The sequence below is a fragment of the Bacillus sp. NPDC094106 genome (genome assembly GCF_044764345.1).
Taxonomy (GTDB): Bacteria; Bacillota; Bacilli; order Bacillales; family Bacillaceae_G; genus Bacillus_A.
Genome location: NZ_JBIWHY010000003.1, coordinates 140,471 through 162,403, shown reverse-complemented (window position 1 = coordinate 162,403; position 21,933 = coordinate 140,471). Strand labels below are relative to the sequence as shown.

The 21,933-nt window shown below is 32.9% G+C and carries 15 protein-coding genes and 2 pseudogenes; 10 read left to right on the top strand and 7 right to left on the bottom strand.

Annotated elements, in window-relative coordinates:
* Positions 1 to 132: 132 nt before the first annotated feature.
* Together ACIQ7L_RS05540 and ACIQ7L_RS05535 are read right to left on the bottom strand one after the other, a co-directional pair.
* Positions 133 to 1,950 (bottom strand): sensor histidine kinase, encoded by a 1,818-nt coding sequence (locus tag ACIQ7L_RS05540; protein ID WP_400567347.1) that lies wholly within the window; start codon positions 1,948 to 1,950, stop codon positions 133 to 135.
* Positions 1,947 to 2,630, bottom strand: a complete 684-nt coding sequence (locus tag ACIQ7L_RS05535; RefSeq protein ID WP_400567346.1) for a response regulator transcription factor — start codon at positions 2,628 to 2,630, stop codon at positions 1,947 to 1,949. Before ACIQ7L_RS05535 ends, ACIQ7L_RS05540 begins: the two co-directional genes overlap by 4 nt.
* An 895-nt stretch (positions 2,631 to 3,525) precedes the next feature.
* On the opposite strand from ACIQ7L_RS05535, the pseudogene ACIQ7L_RS05530 reads away from it, so the two are divergent.
* From ACIQ7L_RS05530 to ACIQ7L_RS05520, 3 genes and pseudogenes are all read left to right on the top strand, one after another.
* A pseudogene (locus tag ACIQ7L_RS05530) lies at positions 3,526 to 4,074 on the top strand (M15 family metallopeptidase); the annotation flags it as partial.
* Positions 4,075 to 4,639: 565 nt separating this feature from the next.
* Positions 4,640 to 5,041 (top strand): BlaI/MecI/CopY family transcriptional regulator, encoded by a 402-nt coding sequence (locus ACIQ7L_RS05525; RefSeq protein WP_400567344.1) that lies wholly within the window; start codon positions 4,640 to 4,642, stop codon positions 5,039 to 5,041.
* A gap of 2 nt (positions 5,042 to 5,043) precedes the next feature.
* Entirely contained in the window at positions 5,044 to 6,504 is a 1,461-nt protein-coding gene (locus ACIQ7L_RS05520) for a M56 family metallopeptidase (RefSeq protein WP_400567342.1), read from the top strand.
* A gap of 126 nt (positions 6,505 to 6,630) precedes the next feature.
* Here ACIQ7L_RS05520 and ACIQ7L_RS05515 read toward each other — a convergent pair whose 3' ends face one another.
* The gene (locus tag ACIQ7L_RS05515; RefSeq protein WP_400567341.1) at positions 6,631 to 7,293 is read right to left on the bottom strand and encodes a YdeI/OmpD-associated family protein; all 663 of its coding nucleotides are present in this window, start codon (positions 7,291 to 7,293) and stop codon (positions 6,631 to 6,633) included.
* A gap of 629 nt (positions 7,294 to 7,922) precedes the next feature.
* On the opposite strand from ACIQ7L_RS05515, the gene ytaF reads away from it, so the two are divergent.
* Entirely contained in the window at positions 7,923 to 8,567 is a 645-nt protein-coding gene (gene ytaF / locus ACIQ7L_RS05510; protein ID WP_400567339.1) for a sporulation membrane protein YtaF, read from the top strand.
* A 53-nt stretch (positions 8,568 to 8,620) separates the two neighbouring features.
* A complete protein-coding gene (locus ACIQ7L_RS05505) occupies positions 8,621 to 8,821 on the top strand; it encodes a hypothetical protein (protein WP_400567337.1) in 201 nt (66 codons plus the stop codon).
* Positions 8,822 to 9,024: 203 nt separating this feature from the next.
* Here ACIQ7L_RS05505 and ACIQ7L_RS05500 read toward each other — a convergent pair.
* Positions 9,025 to 9,330: pseudogene (locus ACIQ7L_RS05500) on the bottom strand (Tn3 family transposase); the annotation flags it as partial.
* Between the two features lie 315 nt (positions 9,331 to 9,645).
* Here ACIQ7L_RS05500 and ACIQ7L_RS05495 point away from each other — a divergent pair.
* The 3 genes from ACIQ7L_RS05495 to ACIQ7L_RS05485 all read left to right on the top strand — a co-directional run bounded on the left by ACIQ7L_RS05495 (position 9,646) and on the right by ACIQ7L_RS05485 (position 15,237).
* Complete coding sequence (locus ACIQ7L_RS05495; protein WP_400567336.1) at positions 9,646 to 10,704, top strand: sensor histidine kinase; 1,059 nt, start codon at positions 9,646 to 9,648, stop codon at positions 10,702 to 10,704.
* A 572-nt stretch (positions 10,705 to 11,276) separates the two neighbouring features.
* Positions 11,277 to 13,490, top strand: coding sequence for an N-acetylmuramoyl-L-alanine amidase family protein (locus ACIQ7L_RS05490; protein ID WP_400567334.1), 2,214 nt, complete (start codon positions 11,277 to 11,279; stop codon positions 13,488 to 13,490).
* A 628-nt stretch (positions 13,491 to 14,118) separates the two neighbouring features.
* Positions 14,119 to 15,237 (top strand): CapA family protein, encoded by a 1,119-nt coding sequence (locus ACIQ7L_RS05485; protein WP_400567668.1) that lies wholly within the window; start codon positions 14,119 to 14,121, stop codon positions 15,235 to 15,237.
* A 558-nt stretch (positions 15,238 to 15,795) separates the two neighbouring features.
* Here the strand turns inward: ACIQ7L_RS05485 and ACIQ7L_RS05480 are convergent.
* Genes ACIQ7L_RS05480 through ACIQ7L_RS05470 form a run of 3 tightly spaced genes read right to left on the bottom strand, consistent with a single transcriptional unit; the run spans position 15,796 to position 18,014 of the window.
* Positions 15,796 to 17,061 (bottom strand): FtsW/RodA/SpoVE family cell cycle protein, encoded by a 1,266-nt coding sequence (locus ACIQ7L_RS05480; RefSeq protein ID WP_400567333.1) that lies wholly within the window; start codon positions 17,059 to 17,061, stop codon positions 15,796 to 15,798.
* A gap of 7 nt (positions 17,062 to 17,068) precedes the next feature.
* A complete protein-coding gene (locus ACIQ7L_RS05475) occupies positions 17,069 to 17,476 on the bottom strand; it encodes a PadR family transcriptional regulator (RefSeq protein ID WP_016113565.1) in 408 nt (135 codons plus the stop codon).
* 4 nt (positions 17,477 to 17,480) lie between these two features.
* On the bottom strand, positions 17,481 to 18,014 hold the full coding sequence (locus tag ACIQ7L_RS05470) for a sigma-70 family RNA polymerase sigma factor (protein ID WP_400567331.1): 534 nt from the start codon (positions 18,012 to 18,014) through the stop codon (positions 17,481 to 17,483).
* A 906-nt stretch (positions 18,015 to 18,920) separates the two neighbouring features.
* Here ACIQ7L_RS05470 and ACIQ7L_RS05465 point away from each other — a divergent pair.
* Together ACIQ7L_RS05465 and abc-f are read left to right on the top strand one after the other, a co-directional pair.
* Positions 18,921 to 19,676, top strand: coding sequence for an SDR family oxidoreductase (locus tag ACIQ7L_RS05465; protein WP_400567329.1), 756 nt, complete (start codon positions 18,921 to 18,923; stop codon positions 19,674 to 19,676).
* 521 nt (positions 19,677 to 20,197) lie between these two features.
* A complete protein-coding gene (gene abc-f, locus ACIQ7L_RS05460; protein WP_400567327.1) occupies positions 20,198 to 21,826 on the top strand; it encodes a ribosomal protection-like ABC-F family protein in 1,629 nt (542 codons plus the stop codon).
* Positions 21,827 to 21,933 lie beyond the last annotated feature (107 nt).

Sequence of the window (21,933 nt, the reverse complement as noted above, 5' to 3'; positions counted from 1 at the left end):
TAATATATAAATCATCGCTATACAAAACAAAAAGTAATCCCCAATTGCCTTCTCTCTCTGCTTTAAACCCTTGCACGTAGCCAGGAAAAGGTCCTGACCGCTTCTATGCATGTCCAGATGCCCTCCGTCCACCTAAAAGAAAAGATTTTTATTAAGGTAGAAGAAAAATAATACGCCGTCCTTTGTATTGGATACGCCATATTGTACACCATGTAAATCTAAAATGTTTTTGGAAATGGCAAGTCCTAATCCAGTTCCACCTGTGGAACGCTGTCGAGCAGCATCTCCACGATAGAAACGATCCCATATTTTATTGAGCTGTTCTTCAGGAATATGAGCCCCTTTGTTTTCTACACATATTTTTACACATGCATGCTCTTCTTCCGTTGAAATGATAATACTTTCATTTTCAGGAGTATAACGAATGGCATTCGTTATAAAATTCGTTATAACTTGCTCTATGCGATGTGGATTGGCTAACACCTCAATCTCAGAAAGACTCATTTGAATGTTTAATTGTTTATTTTTTATTTCTAAGGATAGATGTTCACATATATGCTCAATCATTTTATTAATAAGAAACGGTCTCATTTCTATTTTATACGTACCAGATTCTAATTTTGCTAATTCAAGCATATCTACTATGAGTAAATCCATCTTGTCTACTTCTTTTTCCATTGCTTTGAAATAGTAATCTTTCTTATGATTAGCGACCCCATCTTTTAAAATAGACATGCAGCTTTTCATAATGCTTAAAGGTGTCTTTAATTCATGTGATACGCCTGCAATAAATTCTTTCCGTGTATGTTCTAATTGTTTTTCTTTTTCTATATCTTGCTGTAGCTTGTTAATGTATGAATGTAACGTATTGGATAGTATGTTAATATTTTGTGATAAATCACCAATTTCATCTTTTGATGTAATGGGAATTGTTTCTGAAAAATCAAGTTTTGCTATCTTTTGAGTCGTGGAATTAATTTGTAACAATGGTTTTGCAATTTGTTTTGAATAATAAAATGCAGCAAAAAAGATAAGGAACAATGCAAATATAATGATATATATATAATAGTCTTTTATCATTTGTACAGCTTCATCAACTGGTTGTAAAGATGCTAGTGCGAAAATGTATGTGGTTTCACCATTTGGTTCTGTTATTGGTTGAATGAACAGGGTGTATTTTACGTTATTTTCTTCCTCTTCAATAATTTGTAATGTATTTTGTTTAAATTTATTTTCATCAAACAATATCTTTGTTTGAAATTCTCCTATTTTTTGCATAAATAAATGATTTGTATAAATCAGATTGGATATCATATTTTCTTCAGGAATGTGTATTGTTTGAATTGTTCCCTCAACACCCACATCTTGTATTCCTAAATCATTTTGTTGTGTAAAATGATTTTTCTCATAATATTTAGCTATTTTTTTTAATATTTGTTGGTTCATCACGACTTTGTTAGTGTTGTCTATCAATATTTGATAAGGAACTAGAGCGGTGCTTGTCTTTGTTGAAATAAAATTAACAAAAACCTTTCTATTAAATGATATATCTTCTTTTGAAATGGAGGAAATATCTTCTATATTTATAAGATTGTAAAGTGGTATCATGAGTGTCTTATTAATTAGTTCTTTTTTAGGAGAGTCCACCACTTTAACTTCCATATAAAAGTCATTAGCGTTTTTTAGGTTTCCATTCGTATCTAGTAACGCAATCGAGGTATTATTATTTTTAGAAAAATCTTGTTCGAGTCTTTGAATACTTTGTAAACTATCTTTATTTTTCTCATAATCTTTTTTAAATGATTGTATATTTGTTTTAATCATATTCATTTTTTTATTTGCATAGTATTGTTTAAAAAATATGGTTTGTCCAACAAACACACACACCAAAATCAACATACATAATGCCGTTGTTAAGATAAATAATTTGAATACAATCCCTTTTTTCATATTTTATCCTCAAATTTATAACCAGTACGAATAATTGTTACAATGCAGGAAGAGTTCTTCCCTAATTTACTTCGTAAATTTCGAATGTGACTATTTATTGTACGATCGTCCCCAGTAAATTCGTATCCCCAAATGTGTTGAATTAATTGTTCTCTTGTTATAACAATCCCTCCATTTTGCATCAAATACGTTAATATTTCAAATTCTGTATGAGTTAAATTAATATTTTTCTCATTTATTGTGACAGTACGTGAAGGAAGATGCACAACAATCCCATTTCTAGATAACAGATGATCTTTAGATAGCTCATGTGTCGTGTATCGAGTTTCGAGTAATCGTTTTGCTCGTGCTAGTAAGATAGGTGGACTATATGGCTTTGTGACATAATCATCTGCTCCTAATTCAAATCCCAGTAATGTATCATCTTCATCCGCTCGAGCTGTCAGCATAATGATAGGTACATTAGATGTTTTTCGAATACGTCGACAAACAGACCAGCCATCTAATTTTGGTAACATAATATCAAGAATGATTAAGTGTATTTCATGTTCTTCAAAAATAGCTAGTGCTTCTGTTCCGTTTGTTGCTTCTAGTACTTTGTATCCATCGTGTAACAAATAATCTTTAACAATTTCGCGTAAAATATCTTCATCTTCGACAATCAAAAGGGTTTTCTGCATTGTATCTCTCCTGTATGAATTTTAATTCGTTTAAGTTAAAGGTAATATCTAATTCTAACAAATAGTAAATATCGTATTCTTTTTATGTTTTTTGAGTGAAACCATATAAATTATAGCAAACCTATATAAAGATAAAGTAAAGAGTAGAGTAATTCAAGAGGAATAAAAAAACATGTGACATGTGAATAGTCTGAATGATAATTTAATTAATAGATTCGAATGCGCAAAAATAAAATTCAGCTTATGTAGATAAAAAACGTGTAGAAATAAATTTCTACACGTTTTTTATTATTGGTTGTTTTTTCCTATTCCCTCGAAAAAGGGGAGTAACAAAAAAAGTATTCAAGAAATCTATATAAATAAGGGTTTTTAATTACTTTTTTTAATATTCATGTCAATATTCATGTCAAAATTTATACAGTTTTATCGACATATTTCAAATGTGATTTAGTCATAATTTTGAAACAGAAAAATCAAGATTTTTAACTATGTTAAAAAGTAACTTTATGAAAGAACATATAAATTTATAATGAATCAATCTTACTCCCCCTTTTCGGGGATTTGAAAAAAATTACCTTTATTCTTTAACTTGTTTCGACATTATCTGCATTTTATCTTTATCTGTTTCAATTAATCTATCGATTAAGAGATAAAATAGAAATTTACTACAAATGAAAACATAGAGGTGAGTTGTATGAAGAAATTATGTAAAGGAAATAGAATATTAATGATTGTTACAATCATTCTATTGATTACAGGCATTATTTTTGTGTGTAATCCACTTATTTTCTCAAAACCTATACAAGCAAAAAACAATCAATTAACAGAACCAGCTAAAAAGCACAGTGAAACTTCTATAAAAAAAGAGGCACCACAAGATCCAAATGATATTCATATTATTGTGAATAAGAAGCACATGCTTCCAGATGGATATAAGCCCCGTGATTTAGTTGTACCAAATGTTACTTTTGCATTTTCTGGTATATATGAAAAAAGTCATATGCGTAAAGAAGCCGCAGGAGCGTTAGAGAAACTATTTGCGCTAGCTAAAAAAGATGGAATAACATTACAGGCAGTATCTGGATTTCGTTCTTTAGAATATCAAAGAAGTGTGTATCAAAATAACGTTAAAAAACAAGGGAAGGAGGCAGCGGATCGAGTATCTGCAAGGCCTGGGTATAGTGAACATCAAACTGGATTAACAATGGACGTTTCAACGAGTAGTGTAAATAATGCATTGGAACAATCCTTTGGTACTACAAAAGAAGGAAAATGGTTGGCTAAAAATGCCCATCGTGCAGGGTTTATTATTCGATATCCGAAAGGAAAAGAAAGTATTACAGGGTATTCATACGAACCATGGCACATCCGATATGTGGGTGAAATTGCAGAAGAAATATATGAAAAAAGCATCACCTTAGAAGAATATTACAATGAAAATTAGTAATATTCTATTAGGAGTCCAGCCCATGGCAATCAAGCTAACATTTTGAAGTGTCCCCAAAACGAAAATTTCATCTTTTCATAGTTGTCCATAGGAGTTTAGTTCATTTTTTCGTTTTAGGAAAGAATGTATTTCTTAACTTGATAGTGATGGGATAGCACCACTATCCATCAGCTTAAGAATTTTATAATGCCCCCAAAACAAAAAAATTGTACATTTTTATCTAGAGATGTCAATTTTATCGTTTTGGGGTATTTGCTTTTCTTAGCTTGATGGCAATGGGGTCACCTTATCAAAAAAAGAAAAATGTACGTTAAGGAGCTGGTTATTTATTTTGTTATTTTTTAATAACAAAATTTTCCAGTGTTTAGATATTATGTATCATTAAAAAATCACTTAGACTATTGTAAAATGAATATTTTTAAAAATTGTTAAGTCTAAATTATACGCCTAATTCATCTGAATTGGTAAATAAATCCTTATCCCTTATAGGCTTGACTCCCGATGATTACAAGTGTAATATACGTATTGAGATTACACTTGTAATCATCGGGAGGAGGTCAATATGAATACATTACCCAAGGTATCAGAAGCAGAGTTAGAAGTTATGAAAGTTCTTTGGAATACGACATCCCCACTGACTGCGAATGAAGTTATTCAAGCCCTTGAGGGTACAAATGATTGGAGTCCTAAAACAGTGCGAACTCTACTCAATCGATTAGTACAAAAGAAAGCTATTTCTTCTCATCAAGAAAAAGGAAAATTGTATACATACAGCCCTTTAATTTCGCAAGATAGCTATTTACAGTTAGAAACAAAGTCCTTTTTGAAACGTTTTTACGGTGCAGCTTTCAAGCCGTTACTTGTAAATTTTATAAAGGAAGAAAAGCTTTCGTCAGAAGATATTCATGAACTGAAACAAATTTTAGATGACAAAGCTGAATCTTATCAAGGAAAGGACAGGTAATTATGCTTGATTTATTATCAAATAGTTACCTTTCTATGATTTTTGATTGGGTGATAGAAACTTCTATCACGGCTAGCATATTGGTTGGTTTCATATTATGTATAAAAATGTTATTAAGAAATCAACTAACAGCAAGGTGGCATTACGTACTATGGTTAATCCTTATTTTAAAACTTATGTTACCTTGGGCGCCTGAAAGTTCATTTAGTCTATACTCGATAATTTCAAGAGGCTCTGATCTTTCTTATTCTTCTTTGCAGGACACCACAAAGGAACAATTTTTAAATGAGAGTAATGAACTGAAAACACACCCAAAAGAACACAATCAAACAAAGAAAGAAATGGCGTCCCAAGACACAAATGATAGTACTTGGCATGTGTCTATGCATGACATCTTTTTATGTATTTGGCTATTAGGTATTTTTTGTTTAAGCTCTTTCGTAATAGTAGTAAATAAACGTTTATATGTTTATTTAAGTAGACAACCTTTTATAACAGACAAAAGAGTGATACGTATTTTTGAAAGTTGTAAAGAGGAAATGTCAATTCAACAAGATATTCCTTTACTTATAGCGGGTAAAATTTCAAGCCCAACACTTCTTGGGTTTCAGAAACCTAGAATTTTACTTTGTGAGAAACATATTGAACAATTAGATGATAATCAAATTCGATTTATTTTCTATCATGAGTTATCTCATTTTAAGCGCAAAGATGTGGGTGTGAACTGGCTTATGTATAGTTTACTCATCTTAAATTGGTTCAATCCTATTCTTTGGTATGCATATTATGCGATGCGCGAAGATCAAGAAATAGCATGTGATGCATTAGCGCTGACTTTTATTAGTTCAAAAGAAAAAATTGCATATGGTCACACCATTATCACATTATTAGAGCACTATTCAAATTACTATCAAACGCCAGGTTTGGCAAATTTAAGTAGAAATAAACATACTTTAAAAAGGAGAATTATAATGATTAAAAAATTTAATAAAAAGTCATACCGTTGGTCAGTTTTAGGAATCGCAACAGTAATTGGTATTTCTGCATTTTCTTTAATGGATGCAAAAGCAGCAGAACCTTCTAATGAAAAGGGGAACCAAATAGAACATGAGCAAACTATAAAACAAGGTTCAAAACCTGTTTCGGAAAATCCAAACTTCAAATCAAATAAAGCTCAAAGCACAGATACTCCAGAAAGAACAGAGGTATTTAAACTGAGTGAGCCACAAAAACAGGCTCTTAAAGATAGTGGATTACCAATAAAACAAACATCTGAGGAAGCTAAGTCTACTGGACTAATACTGGTTCATTTCGTAAAGTCTGTTGACAAAAATGAATCTCAATCAAAACTTGTCGGTAAAGTGAATATCATTGGTACTGGTAAAGTAGATGTAATTAAACAAGATGAATACCAAAAAAAATACGGTGACATGCACTATACATCTTTTAGCGCATGGGAATAAACGTGAATGATTAAAAAAATGACGCAGAAGACTAACTCTGCGTCATTTTTTTTGATTGAGCGTTACCTGCGATCTAAACAGAGTTCGAATGAACGCAAAGTGAGACAGAATCTTAAAGTTTGATTACTATTTTTTCTTATCCAATGACTTGTGTGAGCCGTCACAGTTGGGCAGTTTTTGAGATAGCCCACAAGTACAATCATTTAATCCCTTTCCATCGAGAATTCTCTGGATATATTTTTCAACCCTTGACTCTCGAGTTTTGGCTTGTTTGGCTTGAGAAAAATAAAAAATGTATGCTCTTTGCCGTCCCGGTGTCAATGATTCAAAAGCAGTTTTAAAAGTAGGCATTTCATCGAATTTATTTTGAAGTTCTTCAGGAATTATGAACTCTTTATGCTCTTTCTTTTTTACTTTTAAACCGGCTTTCTCAACTTCAATGGCTTCATAAATATAGGCCTTCAAGATGGCTTCCATTTTAACTATTTCTTGAACATTGGTGAACCGAATCTGGCGCCCCGCCTGTACATTCTCCGTTTGTTGGATTAGAATCCCATGAGTATCCTGTAACAAGGCACCTTTGTGAAACGAAAGTGCACAATATTCTTTAAATCCATGTATTAAAACGATGTTCTTTTTCTCAAACGTGTAACAAGGATGCATCCATTTAAAATCTTCGGTTAGCTCACAGTCAAGAACGATATTTCTTAACTTCTCATATTCTTCCTTCCACTTTTTGGCTGTATTTAAAAATTCATCAACCTTAGGATTCATTTTACTATTTGTCATCAAGGAACACCCCTCTGCAATTTTACAATCAGTCATATTGAAAGTGTGACAAAACTTCCACATGGAAATATTCTCATTGAATTCATAAATGGTCAAACAATTAAACTAGAAGATTGATTATATACGAAATGAGAAAAAGGGAGGCAGGTCCTTTCTTTTTCTTATTAAAATGCTTAAAAATAAAGGAGAGCATATATTTTACGCTTTCGGTATCATAATGTCGGAAGAAGATAGAAGTATATATATAATGAGGAAGGGATGCAGTACAGATCAGTATACAAACAACTTGATTCTAATATTTTGAAGTACCCCCAAAATAAAAATTTTGTCTCACCACAGTTATTTATGAGAATTCAGCCCATTTTTTCATTTTTGGGAATAACAAATTTCTTAACTTGATGGTGATGGGGGAGCGTCATCAAATATGGAAAATGTACGCTAAGAGCTTAACCAAACTAGCTCTTAGCGTTTTCAATTTATATTCGAACACTTTTTAATATGTATCATACAATAACCCAGAAAATAATTACTGTTTTCTTCAATTAACAAAAAGAGCTTGGTAATCATTAAGGTCCTTTTGATTGATTAATAATGAAGGAAAGATGTTATACAAAGGAGAGATAACAACTATGACTATAGCAGCTTTGATTACTATTTTGTTACTTTCATTATCATCTAGTATTGATAACTTTGGGGTAGGTATATCTTATGGTATCCGTAATATTCGTATAAGTTTATTAGCTAACTTTATCATTGCGATTATTGCTTTTATTTTTAGTGAAATCGGTATTCGATTTGGGCAATACATTTCAACAGTGTTTCCGGGGACATTATCTAATGTGATTGGTACATTGTTTTTATTTGTAATTGGTTTAAGAATTATTTTAATGGCAGTTCCAAGAAAAAAGAAAGGTAGTCAAAAAGTACTTGATGAAGATGAGTCTGTTTCGAATGTGATTACTGGATACTTAAAATCTCCTGAAAAAGCAGATCTTGATCAATCAGGAGATATTAGTTTTTTCGAAGCTATTGTTCTTGGTATTGCTATATCTATGAATGCCCTTACGAACGGATTAGGGGCAGGATTATTAAAACTGTCTCCATTTGCTATTTCACTAGCAGCAGCCATATTCAGTTTTTTAACGATTTGGTTAGGAGTGAAATTAGGAAAAAAAGTTGCAAACGTAAGAATTGGATCGTGGACAATCGGACAATTTAGTACGGCTTTAAGCGGACTTATACTATTATTAATCGCTGCTCACAATTTGTTTTAAGTACAAATTGAGGTGAAAGCATTGGAGTTATTTTCAATTGAATTTTTTCATCTGTGTTATCAATTGTTATTATTGATTTAGTTATTGCTGGCGATGTAATTGCTTGGACTGTAGCCAAAATGATAATACATGAGCCATTTTTAAAACCATACTTTTTGAGTAATCCTATTCTATCTATTCTATACTGGGGAACCGTAATTTTGATTGCTGGAGGTATAGTATTGGCTGGAAAAATAACAAATTTAAAAGAGTAAGAAAAAACAAAAAAAGAGTTCTATTGATATAGTGTATAAATGTAATTGTTAGATGGTGTTATTAATGGAATTCTTTTAATTTTTGGATCTTTGGTTTCTATAGAAAGGTCTCGCCAACCAAATGACATAAAACTCACGATAAGGAATTTTTTAGAAAATAAAAAGCCGATTTTCCCACGATAAGGAATTTCGGCTTTGATACTTTACTTCCGGAGTGGTCTTAATGATTCTAAAGTAGTTGATTGTTTGAATTTAAATTTATACTCCCCAAGAAGGTTAATATGTTCCCACCCTAGTGGTGAAATATGATGTAACAATTCTTCTTGCATGAAACCCTTCTTTTTCTTATACTCTATCGCTTTGGTTAAATATACCGTATTCCATATACTGATGGCATTAATAATAACATTTAATGCGCTTGCCCTTTAGAGTTGGTCTTGTAGCGCACGTTCACGTAGCTCTCCACGCTTACCAAAAAAAATAGATCTGGCCAAAGAATTCATAGTTTTGCAATTTCAATTAAGCCTTTTGATCTTTAGTGATATTCTTGAAAGAATTTTGTTATATTTTTGCAAGAATGTTGAAAGATATTTAGGCTAAGATGTGTTTACTGATATTAGTTTTATTTTACAACAAAGGGTATTTAAGGTGCCTTGTATTACAAAAAACATTTAAAATATGTATTTTTACGTTCTCGAATTCTTCAACAAATTTGGGAGCTTGGATACGAGGAGATTAAGACAGTAACTGTGTTAATGAATCATCTATATGAAGGGTTAGAGAAGCACAGATTATTGGTTTGAGACAACAGGGGGAACTACAATATGAAATTACGTAATCAATTGTTATTGATGAATCTACTAAGCACTAGCATTATGGTAATTGCTATCTGGTATAGCGAAATGAAAATGTTACTTAGACCAGAACAAACACAGCTTTTCATAGGAATTGTAACCGTAGCAATGGCATTTTCAACGATGATTTATTGGCTATTAACACGCCCTATTACGGAATCTATTCAAAATTTAATTGCATTAACAAAAGAATTTAGTGATAGACAATTTGAGGCGATGTATAGAATTGGACAAGGACCAAAAGAATTTAAAGAATTAGCAACAGCTTTTCAACAAATGGCTAAAAAATTAAAAGAAGGGTTTACGAAGTTAGAAGAAGGAGAGAAAGCACGTACAGAGCTCATTGCGAATATTTCACATGACTTACGAACACCTCTGGCTAGCATGCAATTGATGATTGAAGCATTACAAGATGATGTAATTGCAAATCCTGAAATGAAAACGCAGTACTTAACGACAATCCATAAAGAAATACAAAGATTAAGTGGATTAATTAATGACTTATTTGTTTTTTCTAAGTTAGAACTTGGACAAGAAGATTTTTATCCAAGTTTCACACATATGGATCGTATTCTATTAGAAGTACTAGATTCACATTCTATTTTATTAGAAGAAAAAGAGATCCATTTGCAATTACAAGTTTCTGATACATTGCCTAAGCTCTGGATTATGCCCTGCAAGATAGCACGGGTTATTGGTAATTTGTTACATAATGCAATTCGATATTCTCCAGTATCTGGAACGATTGAGTTAATTGTAGAGGAAAATAAGCAGGAGCATCACGTTCAATTCATTGTACGTGATGAAGGAGAAGGCATTACTTATAGTGATCAACTGCGCATATTTGAACGCTTTTTTAGAACAGATCCATCAAGAAGCTCACAATCTGGGGGATCTGGACTCGGATTATCCATTGCACAATCATTAATCGAAATGCACAAAGGTGAAATTGGTGTACAAGATCGTTCAGATGGCAAACAGGGGAGTGAATTTTGGTTTACCCTTCCCGTTACATCAGCAAAGAAATGAAATGATTGCAAGACTTTTGTAACATTTATGAAAGCAAATTGAAAGGACTATATAATAAGATGAATATATCAAAGGTGATTTTATTTTAACTCAGAAGTAAAAAGTATAAGCAATGTACAGTATAATCACATGTTTTATAGTTGCATCTACCTCAACAAGTGCAATTAAAACATATGATTTAAAATTAATTTGCTCAGATGTGCTAGAAAAATAAGCTTGAGCAATCCCTTTCCCCTTATTTTCGAAATCACTTTGAAAAATGACATGGAATTCATATTCTATGTCATTTTTAGTGTAATTAATAAAATTTTTATTTTTTACATTATTTGTATTTTGGTACCTTGTACGTTAAGGAACCGGTTATTAATTTTATTGCTTTTTTACTGAGTTTTTTCCCGTAATGGTCGTAAATTATTAAAATTTGTTTTTGGGTTTAAATTCCACATTACAAATTAAAATCAACGAAAGACTTTTGTAACATTTACGAAAGACCTTTGAAAGATATTTAAATTAAGATGAATATCTAAATATCAATTTTAAAGTGAAAAGTTTCACAAAGAGAGGAGAACAGAATGAAAAAGAAATTTAAAACAACAGGAATTGGAAAGAAGGTAATCCCTGCTACAGCGGCATTAGGAATTCTTTTCTCTATGGCACCGATTGCAGAAAATAAGGCTAGCGCAGGGGTAGGTGCGGTATTAGATATAACTATTACTGTATTAGGTGCGGTAGCAAACACTTATGAAGCACTTGGAATAACGCCAGAGAAGCCAGACCCAGGCACCCGCATTGATGTATATGCAGAAAACGAAACTTATCAGGCTCCTAGTTTTACATCTGGGGAATTTAATATTTCCATGTATCATACATATGGTGATTCGAATTTCTTTAAACCAGTTAAAGTACGCTATCCAAATGGGAGAATTGAAATTCATCAACTAAAATCTGGGCAGCAGCTTAAAATTACTGAAGCAGGTGCAATTATAGATTTAAACCCTAATGGAGCAAATATCTCAGAACACGATCTTCTTTACATTACACAAGCGCAATTAGACGAAGGAAAGACCGGCGTTGTGATGAATCAAGGCCAATATGCATTTGTAGAAAAAGCATCTGGTAAAAATCCAAGATTTCTTGGTCCACTTTACAAAAAATATTCCGGCGACTCCTTCGGCGATTGGACGGTGATTGCTAGAAATTCAGATTACTTATTTGATCAGATAGCAAATAAATTATCAGATGAGCAAAAACGAGTGATAACATTGACTTCAAAGCCAGTATCTAAAGATGTTCTTGACAACTATGTTAATAATGATCATAAAGCTCGTGCAGATTTTTATGATCGATTATCTGATGTATTAGCGGAGCGTACTAACGTCCTAGAGACATCGATGGCACTGCCATTCACTACACTAAATGACGGTAAACCTTATCAAATTATCCCTTATAAAAAAGGAACGAATAAAGTAATCGTAAAAACAGGTTCAAAATATCTTTCAGGAAAAGAAGGAAACGGACTTCAATATTCCGATTCGCTTGGCGATGATGAAGTGTTTGAACTTGTTCAGATAGGAAATTCTAATGATGGTAAATTTCAGTTCCGTTTGAATAACAAAAATGGGGTAAGTTTGGCTGGTAATCAATATATTTCTCAATTTGGTACTGATTGGAGTTTCAAATCTGAAATTCGTTTCTCTGATAAAAGCAACAATGAAATTAATAATTGGTTAATAGAGTGGTATCCGGGTAAAGAAAATGAGAGACAGAAGTATGACAAAATAGAGATTATAACTGATGAAAAGGACCCTACTAAATATCGTGCAAAAGATTCCTCTGGAAACGTGATAAAGAACAGTTGGGTAAATCGAGATAATGCGTATTCCTTTGCAGATGCTGATGGAGTTCTCATGACAGGTTGGCAAGAAATTAAGGGGAAGACTTATTATTTCTCATCACCTTATGGCTACATGGTTACTGGAGGCGGAAGTGATTCACAGATTGAGGATAAGTACTACCATTTTAATGATGACGGTGTTTTACAACGATCAACCTGGAGAGGAGAGAACTATTCCGATGCTTCTGGAGCATTCGTTAAAGAAGGCTTGAAAGATATAGATGGTAAAATTTATTATTTCCAAAATTACAATATAAATAAAAAGGAAATACGTATAGAAGATGAAAAGGTTATCCTTCACTTTTCCGACAAAGGTGTGCTTGAGAGAATTTCTGATTTAAATGGAGAAGTTATAGACAGCGTTGTTAATCTTCCGTTTGACAACAAAATATTAACATTTAATCATGACGGTTCGATTTTTAAAACAGGGCTTAACAAAAGAGAGAAAATAGTGGAATATTATAGTTTAGAAGATGGATCTTTCTATACCGGCTGGAAAATGATAGATGGTAAGAACTACTATTTCACAAATGGACGCAATTATACGTTCAATGATTATGACAACATTGATGGAAAAAGATATTATTTTCATGAAGACGGATCAGTTAACCGAGCAGGGTTTGAAAGAATTGACGGTAAGTTATACCATTTTGACAATAACGGCGTAGCACAAACGGGCTGGCAAACTATTGATAATAAATATTATTACTTCGATGAAAATGGGGCAGCTAAAACAGGATGGTTCCAAGTTGGTGGTGGATATAGACCTTGGCCTCTTGCATACGGATACCTTTGGTATTGTGCTAGAGAAGATGGTTCACTTTATTCAGACGGTTGGTTTAAAATCGACGGTAAAGATTATCACTTTGACCAGTGGGGACATAAAATGTAACCGCCTGACAGAAATGTGAGCATAACTAGATCGCTTGACAAGGAGCCTCTGCGTACAAGATGTTCTTGTGAAAGACGCATCATAAAAGGAAATTTGCAAGAACATCCAACCTATCATGTTCGCTTCTCCATGTAAAGTGGGTGCTTCGAACTGAAAAAAATAACATGATGATAACAAGGGTTACAGCCTTAGCGTACAGAATCCGCAAAATGTTGGTGCTACCCCCTATAGAATTATCGATTGTAATCGCTCTTACAGTTAGTAGTTTAATGGCTATCATAACAATTGTATTTTTGTTACAATATTTCTATAAACTGAATAAAAAGTATAAGTTCATAAGGTTTATTAGCTAATATCTTAAGTATTTTGCTGTTAAAATATTTGTTTTACCTATAAGAGAAGACCGAGCAATCCTAACTGAGAGTGTAAAGTATTTTTAAATATGTATATCCATAACAAAAAACAAAGGCTTTTGTAGATAGTTTGTTTTACTAATCTTACAGAACTATCATCTTTATGTAAGGTTAGTTTTAATGTAATAATAAAATTATAAGACTGCAAAGTAATGATTGAAATGTTAAAACTGACACATAAAACGATTAACGTAAGAGGAAACATATTAATGAAAATGAAACCTAAAACTTTATTAAAACGAATCATTGTATTATCTGTGGTGATTATTCCTATTGTATTTGTTGTAAAATCTTGTTTAGCTCCAGATATAAAAGATAATTCAAAGATAGCAGTGGAAAAGGAAACTTCAAAAAAGAAAATAACCCCTAAACAAGAAGAAGAGTCTGAAATTACGCTGACTTTCTCTGGTGATACGATGTTTGATTGGGAGCTACGTCCTGTTATTCAAAGTAAAGGTGCCGATTATCCATTCCAACATGTAAAATCGGAGATTGAAAAAGCAGATTTATCTTTTATAAATTTAGAATCAGTTTTTACAAACCGAGACAAAAAATATCCTGGTCAATTATTTTGGATTAAAAGCGATCCATCTACATTACAGGCTATTAAAAATACAGGTTATGATATCGTTAACATTGGCAACAACCATACATTGGATTACTGGCAAGAGGGTTTAATGGATACGATTTCTCATGTGGAAAAGGTAGGTCTTCCTTACATTGGTGCAGGAAAAAATGAAGAGGATGCATATACAGCTAGGGAAATCAATGTAAAAGGAAAGAAATTTAAATTTCTCTCTTTTGTTCGATTTATGCCAGATTTTACTTGGACGGCTGGAAAAGAAAAACCAGGTGTCGCAAATGGATATGATTTAAATTTGGTTGCAAAAACAATTAAAGAACAAAAGAAAGACGCAGACTATATGATTGTATACATGCACTGGGGAGTAGAGAAAACAAATCGACCAGCTGACTATCAAAAACAATATGTACAAAAAATGGTTGAAGCAGGTGCAGATGCAATTGTAGGAAGTCATCCGCATTGGTTGCAAGGATTCGAATATTATAATAACGTTCCTGTTGCATATTCTCTTGGGAATTTCTTGTTTCCTGATTATGTGAAGAATCGTAGTGCAGAAACGGGAGTTTTAACGATGAAGTTTAAAGGAAAAGATGTACAAATGTCATTTAACCCATATATGATTCGTAATAATCAAGTTACTCCCACACAGGGGCAAGAGAAACAAAATATGCTACGATATTTACAGTCTATTTCCAATGATGTTCAAATTGAGCAGGATGGAAAGATTATAAATATGAGGGAAAATAAGTAACTAATATAGAGTTATTTTACACATTTATTATTGAATAATTTATTCGGTTCTAGTGCAAAAATTTCAAGAGAATTGTAATTCATCTCTAAACCCATACACTTCTTCTAATTCTTAATCAAATTCAATCAATAAAAGTTCTATTATATATTGCTTCGGTGTTAACCTATTTAACTCATATCCTTCTGGTATATCAGTAAGCGTCAAGTAACTCCAAAATATACGACAAAAGTTAATTTTGGAGTTATTTTTTGTTTGCTTCACTTTTTTTCGGTACTCTGCAACTAGATGGTAAATCCATTGACCACGGCAAGACTTTATCAATTTCTTCTTTTATATCCATCTACTTGTAAATACCCTTGAAACCTAGTTGAAAAACGTTTTGGATGTTCCCCTGCTCTTGTATTTTTTATATTCAATTAAATCATCCTTTTATAAAAAAGTTTGATAATTTTTGTGATTCTTGCTCAATTAAAGCGCCCTATTCTGGAATAAGCTAAATACCCATGTCAGTGTAAAGTCTCTTTATGAAATTAATGTAAAGAAACTTTAGATTCAATTCTAAATGAAACTACTTGATATCAAATTTTTACGTCGATACACACTTAACACGATACCCATTAAAAACGCATGAAATAAAGTTGGCGTTAATCCATAGCTAATAAAAGGCAAGGATATAGAAGTGATCGGTAATAAGCCTAGGATCATTCCAACGTTATAAATGAACTGGACTACAAAAAGAGTCACTCCACCAACGAGAAGCAATTTACCGTAACGATCATTTATTTTATAAGATATGACCATTATCCTTGCTACAAAAAGAGAAAGAATTAAGACAAGGATCAACGCAAGCAAATACCCATAATAGTAAGTCAAACTTGCAAACACAAAATCAGTATATGCAGCAGGGATAGACTCTACATTTCCAGATGTACCAAACCAACCAGCTGACGACATTACCTCTTTTAACCGTATATACATAAACCCTGCGCCACCCGCATCTTGCTCTGGATTTAAATACCCTAAAAATCTATCCAAGTGGTATCCTTTTATTGAGGACCAGAAAAATAAACCACTGAGAATAAATAAACAAATTGGTACAACTGTAATGATCAATGCCTGTTTCTTTCCTAACTTACTCCACCAAAGCATAACGAATACCATCATGATATAGATAAAAATTGTTGAAAGAGTTGATACAATTAAGAATAAATACAAAGAAAATAAATACAAAATCACAAGATGCATAACCTTTAACCTACTGTTATTGAAAAAAGAAGCCCAAGCTAGAAGAAAGAACGGCACAGCCATTAAATATCCAATTGCGATGGGACCAGCTTTTATTAACGGTTCTCCAAGCATTGAAGCGTTTGGAAAACAGTATAGCATTAAAAGGATAAGTACTCCAATTGTGTAAAACAGCCATCCCAGTCTCTCTAATTTCCGATAATCAATCAGCATCATCCCAAGAGCCGTTGCAACACCGAGAATAACAAATATCACCTTATTTGTTAGTAAATCATTCGTATGTCCAAAAGCTACAACTGGCAAAAAGCCTAGCCCCATAGCAGTCACTAATAAAATAATAATGAACCAATCGACCTTTGGCTTATGAAGTTTGTTAAGTTCTTGACCAAGTTTGATTGGACTTCCCATCTGTTCAACAGCCTTGTCTTCAGCAACTTCCTCACTTAACCCTTTCTCTATCCACATATTCTTCGCCTGTTTCAAGTGAAAATCCAGTTCAGTTGCCACAAGGTTCTTTGCTTCTTTTGATTTAATATGATTGGTAACCTCTTTTAAAAAATGCTCCCCTTTTTTATTCAAATTTGTCTCACCCCTGTACTAATCCTTTTAATATAAATCGTGCCTTTGTAGAATTTTTTTCTGCCTTTCGTAGCATCTTTCTTCCCTTATCATTTAATTGATAATATTTAGCTCCTGAATGATCCCAACTTGATTGGATAAAACGATTCTGTTCCAGACGATGTAATAAGGTGTATAAAAAACCTTCATTTCCTTCGAATTTTTGAATCCCTCTCCCACGCAATAGCTGTGCCAATTCGTACCCTGTTTTTTCATTCATGAGAAGTTGCAAAACTGCTAAAAGGATATCTTCTTCATTTTCGTATGATTGATTAATTTTTTCGTGTACCTGCTTTCGATGCTGATCAGAAAAACTCAAATGTTTAAAAGTTGTATTCTCCATTGATTTTCGTAGGCCTTTTAATCGATCTTCCATTTGATTATTCCTCCAATCCTTTCTTCAATAGTTCCTTAGCTCTTTTCAGTCTTGTTTTTATCGTGTTTTCTTTCACTTCTATTACCATAGCAATATCTTTAATTGGCAACTCTTCATAATAAAAGAGATAAATCACTTCTCGATATTTTATCGGTAAATTCATTACTGCAGAAGCCAGCCTACGTTCCTCTGCATTTTGAATAACAGTTTGTTCAACACTTTCTTTTTGAATCCCAATATACGTAGATTCATTCTCTGTAACAATTACCTTTTTGTTATACCAACTTTTTATATAGTCCTTACAATGATTAATGGCAATTCTCCATAACCATGTTTTTACATTTGATTTCCCTTTGTATGTATGAAGAGATTTATAACATTTAACAAATATATCTTGCGTTAAGTCCTCAGCGACCTCTTTATTATTCACATATGAATAAACAAGCTGTAAAATTTCCTGTCCATACTTGTTCATTATCTCATCTATAAGGTCCTCCTTATCTTCTATTTCAAACGCCTCTGCTGTTAATTCATCCACATCAGTTCCTCCTCCACATTTATTAGACGACGCACTTCATTGAAAAGTTTTATAAATCCCTAAAAAAACGGTTGGCAATGTCCATACCGTTTTTTAAGCCTTTATTTCAAGCTTAATTTTTCTTTACTAAAAATAAATCTGTTATTTTAACAAAGGCATATCCCTTTTTGTTTTCTAAATAATTCTCTACGCTAATTTCTTATTTTACTTCATGAAATTCATTATCCTGCCACCGTTCGTTTAATAAGACTTACTCAATTAAATGGCCAGATTATTGAACAAAGAAATACCCTATAAAATAGATCTTTTTATCAATCTTTTTTACAAATTATCAATCTTTATTATAAATGATCAGACTTTTTTATAAATTATCGAACTTTATTTTAAATCTACTCTTGTAATACAAGTGACTATTCTCTTTTTCGATATTTAATAATATATATACATCAATTAAAAAACGATATTTTAGGTGGGAGAGAGGATCCGGCCATGCATAGAAGCGGTCAGGGCCTTTTTCTGCCACATGCGAAGTAAAAACAGAAAGAACAAACGAGTGTAGGAGGGTGATAGGTGATAATAAATATATTAATAAATGAATATATTGATTACTACTAGTAATAAAAGTATAATAATGGTAGAGATGTAATGAAAGGGGAATTGAGATTCTACATGTGGCAAATCTTGTAATGATTACGAAATAAAGTGAATAGAGTGCTTTTCCTATACATATACGGGTGGAGTATGTCTATTTATTGAAACAATAATCATACAAGGGATGCATGGTGTGGAGTTATCATTCCATTTACTAGGCGGATACCTGTGTGTATCGGCTTTTATTTGTTATGAGAGTAATACATCTCTACTTACACATATCATCGTGTCCCTATTTATTAGGGGGAATATGAAATGACGAATTTACAAAATAAAGTTGCTCTTGTAACAGGAGTAAGTAGTCCAAGGGGTATCGGTGCGGCTATATGCCGTAAATTTGCTTCTCAAGGTATAGATATTTTCTTTACACATTGGCAGTCAGAGGCTAGTTGGCCAGAGAAATTTCAAAAAGAGATTTTGGAATTTGGGGTTCGCTGTGACAATTTAGAAATTGATCTGTCAGATGCAAACGCTGCATTTGAAATAATGGATACTGTTTCAAAGAAGTTTGGTCCTTTATCGATTTTAGTGAATAACGCAGCATATTCAACAGGAGATGGATATGCAAAGTTGGATGCTCATATACTTGATAACCATTATGCGGTTAATATGAGGTCAACTTTTCTTCTTTGCGTGGAATTTGCTCGTCGTTTTGAGAAATCGAATAGAGATGGTGGAAGCATTATTAATATGACGTCCGGGCAAGAATTAGGGCCGATGATTGGGGAACTAGCATACGTTGCAACGAAAGGAGCAATTGCCGCTTTTACGAAGTCGTTATCGGCAGAACTTGCTCCTTTAGGAATTACGGTTAACGCTGTAAACCCAGGACCAACAGATTCGACATGGATGACGGATGAAATAAGAAAACACCTTTTGCCTAAATTTTTAATGGGGCGTATTGGTATGCCGGAAGATGCAGCGCGCATCGTGGCATTTCTCGCTAGTGACGATGCGAATTGGATCACTGGTCAAGTGATTAACTCAGAAGGTGGATTTTTACGAAGTTAAATGAAGTAGTTGTTGATTATATAATAAAAGAAACCTGTATCGCGGAATTACTGAGTAATCATTGATACAGGTTTTTCTTTTGACTTCATTTGTGAAACGGTTCGCCGATATCCGTCAAGTAGAAGGGTTTGATGTTAACAATCATTTAATCGATTCAGCGATGGGCCAGGCCTTAAAGAGCTTACCTATTGTAATGGATCATCAATGAATACTTTGTTATGGGCGATTGGTACTGAGTTAAATCATACCGTTTACGAATGCAGCATCACCATGCTACAATATTATTATTATTAATGACGGAAAGGATGATGGGTGGACGATGATTAACTAATCTTATTTTTAAATGTTGAAATTGGATATTTCAATTTATAAAAAATAGGATTAGTCTGCCCATTTTCCATAAGAAAGTAAAGCTATTTCATACAATAGCTTATTTGGGTATAAATACTATAACGACTAATCCTGCCAAATATAATTGGGAGGATTTTTTTGTTCTCCTTTTATGGAAAGGGATCGATAGTATGAAGGAACTTTTAAAACTAAAAGATGTTTATGTGGAAATAATGGAACATACCTTGTTAGAACAAATGAAAGCTACAGTGAAACAAGGGGATATCATCGGCGTAATTGGAAAAAATGGTGCCGGAAAATCCACCTTGTTACAGCTGATAAATGAAAAAATAGAACCAACAAAAGGGCAACTGGAATGGCAACAGACGAACGTAACGGTGGCATATGTTGAACAAGAAAAAGAGGCATTTGCATCTAAGGAAGTAACAACAGTAGAAGCGGAACTCCTTGCAAAATGGGGCGTACCAACAAATGATTTTCATACGTTAAGCGGTGGAGAAAAACTTAAAATCCGACTTGCGAAAGGATTTGCGCAAAATCCAACCCTTCTGATGTTAGATGAACCAACGAATCATTTAGATGAGCAGAGTACAGAATTGCTCATTGAACAGATAAAAAGCTATAGTGGAACAATCATCGTCGTATCACATGATCGATATTTTTTAGATGCTGTTGCAACGAAAATTTGGTCAATAGAAGATAGAAAACTAATTGAGCATAAAGGGAATTACACGAGTTATATGAAATTTCGGGAACAAAAGAGGCTCACTCAGCAGCGCGAATATGAAAAGCAACAAAAGAACATTGAACGTATAGAATCGCAAATGAAAGAATTAACATCATGGTCGCAAAAAGCACATGCACAGTCGACAAAAAAAGAGGGATTTAAAGAATACTATCGTGTTAAGGCAAAGCGAACGGATGCACAAGTTAAGTCAAAACAAAAGCGTTTGGAAAAAGAGCTTGAAAAAAAGAAAGTAGAACGTGTTAAACCAGACCCAATTGTAGAGTTTTCCATTCAAGCAAATAACAAGGTAGGAAAACGTTTTTTAGAAGTGAAACGATTAAAAAAATGTTTTAAGGAACGAACATTATTTGAGAAAGTTAATTTCACAATTCAACATGGTGAGAAAATTGCAATAGTTGGTCCTAATGGCTGCGGGAAAACAACATTATTGAAGATGATTATGGGACATGAAACGGTTGAAGGGGAAGTGTGGATCTCACCATCTGCAAATATTGGTTATTTAACACAAGAGGTATTTGATTTACCACTTGAAAAAACACCAGAACAATTATTTTATAAAGAGACTTTTGAAGAAAGAGGAAAAGTACAAAACTTAATGAGGCATTTAGGATTTACATCTTCTCAATGGAAAGAGTCAATCAAACACATGAGTATGGGTGAACGTGTAAAGTGTAAGCTCATGGCGTATATTTTAGATGAAAAAGATGTGCTTATTTTAGATGAACCGACAAATCATCTTGACTTACCTTCACGCGAACAGCTTGAACATACATTAGCACAATATAATGGCACATTGCTTATCGTTTCGCATGATCGGTACTTCCTTGAAAAAACGACTAACAGTAGACTAGTGTTTTCAAACAATCGCATACAAAAGCAATTGAAAGAAACATCTCAAAAAAGAGATAATCTCGCTGAATTGCGTTTAAAGCTTGAAACAGAAAGACAAGAAGTTTTAGGAAAACTCAGCTTTTTAACTCCTAAAGATGAAGCATACATGGAACTTGATAAAAGATTCAAAGAGCTTACGAAGCTAATAAAGGAGCTTTAAACCAGAGGACTTTGTCATTTAGTAAGAAAACGAAAGACGCTTCGTATCGTCTTTCGTTTTTTCTTGTATTAAGATTAAGTTGTTGTAAAATTAGTATTTTACAGACT

Bases quoted from the DNA above. Each gene is read 5' to 3' on its own strand.
- ACIQ7L_RS05540 (WP_400567347.1), bottom strand. From the start codon at position 1,950: ATGAAAAAAGGGATTGTATTCAAATTATTTATCTTAACAACGGCATTA.
- ACIQ7L_RS05535 (WP_400567346.1), bottom strand. From the start codon at position 2,630: ATGCAGAAAACCCTTTTGATTGTCGAAGATGAAGATATTTTACGCGAA.
- ACIQ7L_RS05525 (WP_400567344.1), top strand. From the start codon at position 4,640: ATGAATACATTACCCAAGGTATCAGAAGCAGAGTTAGAAGTTATGAAA.
- ACIQ7L_RS05520 (WP_400567342.1), top strand. From the start codon at position 5,044: ATGCTTGATTTATTATCAAATAGTTACCTTTCTATGATTTTTGATTGG.
- ACIQ7L_RS05515 (WP_400567341.1), bottom strand. From the start codon at position 7,293: ATGACAAATAGTAAAATGAATCCTAAGGTTGATGAATTTTTAAATACA.
- ytaF (WP_400567339.1), top strand. From the start codon at position 7,923: ATGACTATAGCAGCTTTGATTACTATTTTGTTACTTTCATTATCATCT.
- ACIQ7L_RS05495 (WP_400567336.1), top strand. From the start codon at position 9,646: ATGAAATTACGTAATCAATTGTTATTGATGAATCTACTAAGCACTAGC.
- ACIQ7L_RS05490 (WP_400567334.1), top strand. From the start codon at position 11,277: ATGAAAAAGAAATTTAAAACAACAGGAATTGGAAAGAAGGTAATCCCT.
- ACIQ7L_RS05485 (WP_400567668.1), top strand. From the start codon at position 14,119: ATGAAACCTAAAACTTTATTAAAACGAATCATTGTATTATCTGTGGTG.
- ACIQ7L_RS05475 (WP_016113565.1), bottom strand. From the start codon at position 17,476: ATGGAAGATCGATTAAAAGGCCTACGAAAATCAATGGAGAATACAACT.
- ACIQ7L_RS05465 (WP_400567329.1), top strand. From the start codon at position 18,921: ATGACGAATTTACAAAATAAAGTTGCTCTTGTAACAGGAGTAAGTAGT.
- abc-f (WP_400567327.1), top strand. From the start codon at position 20,198: ATGAAGGAACTTTTAAAACTAAAAGATGTTTATGTGGAAATAATGGAA.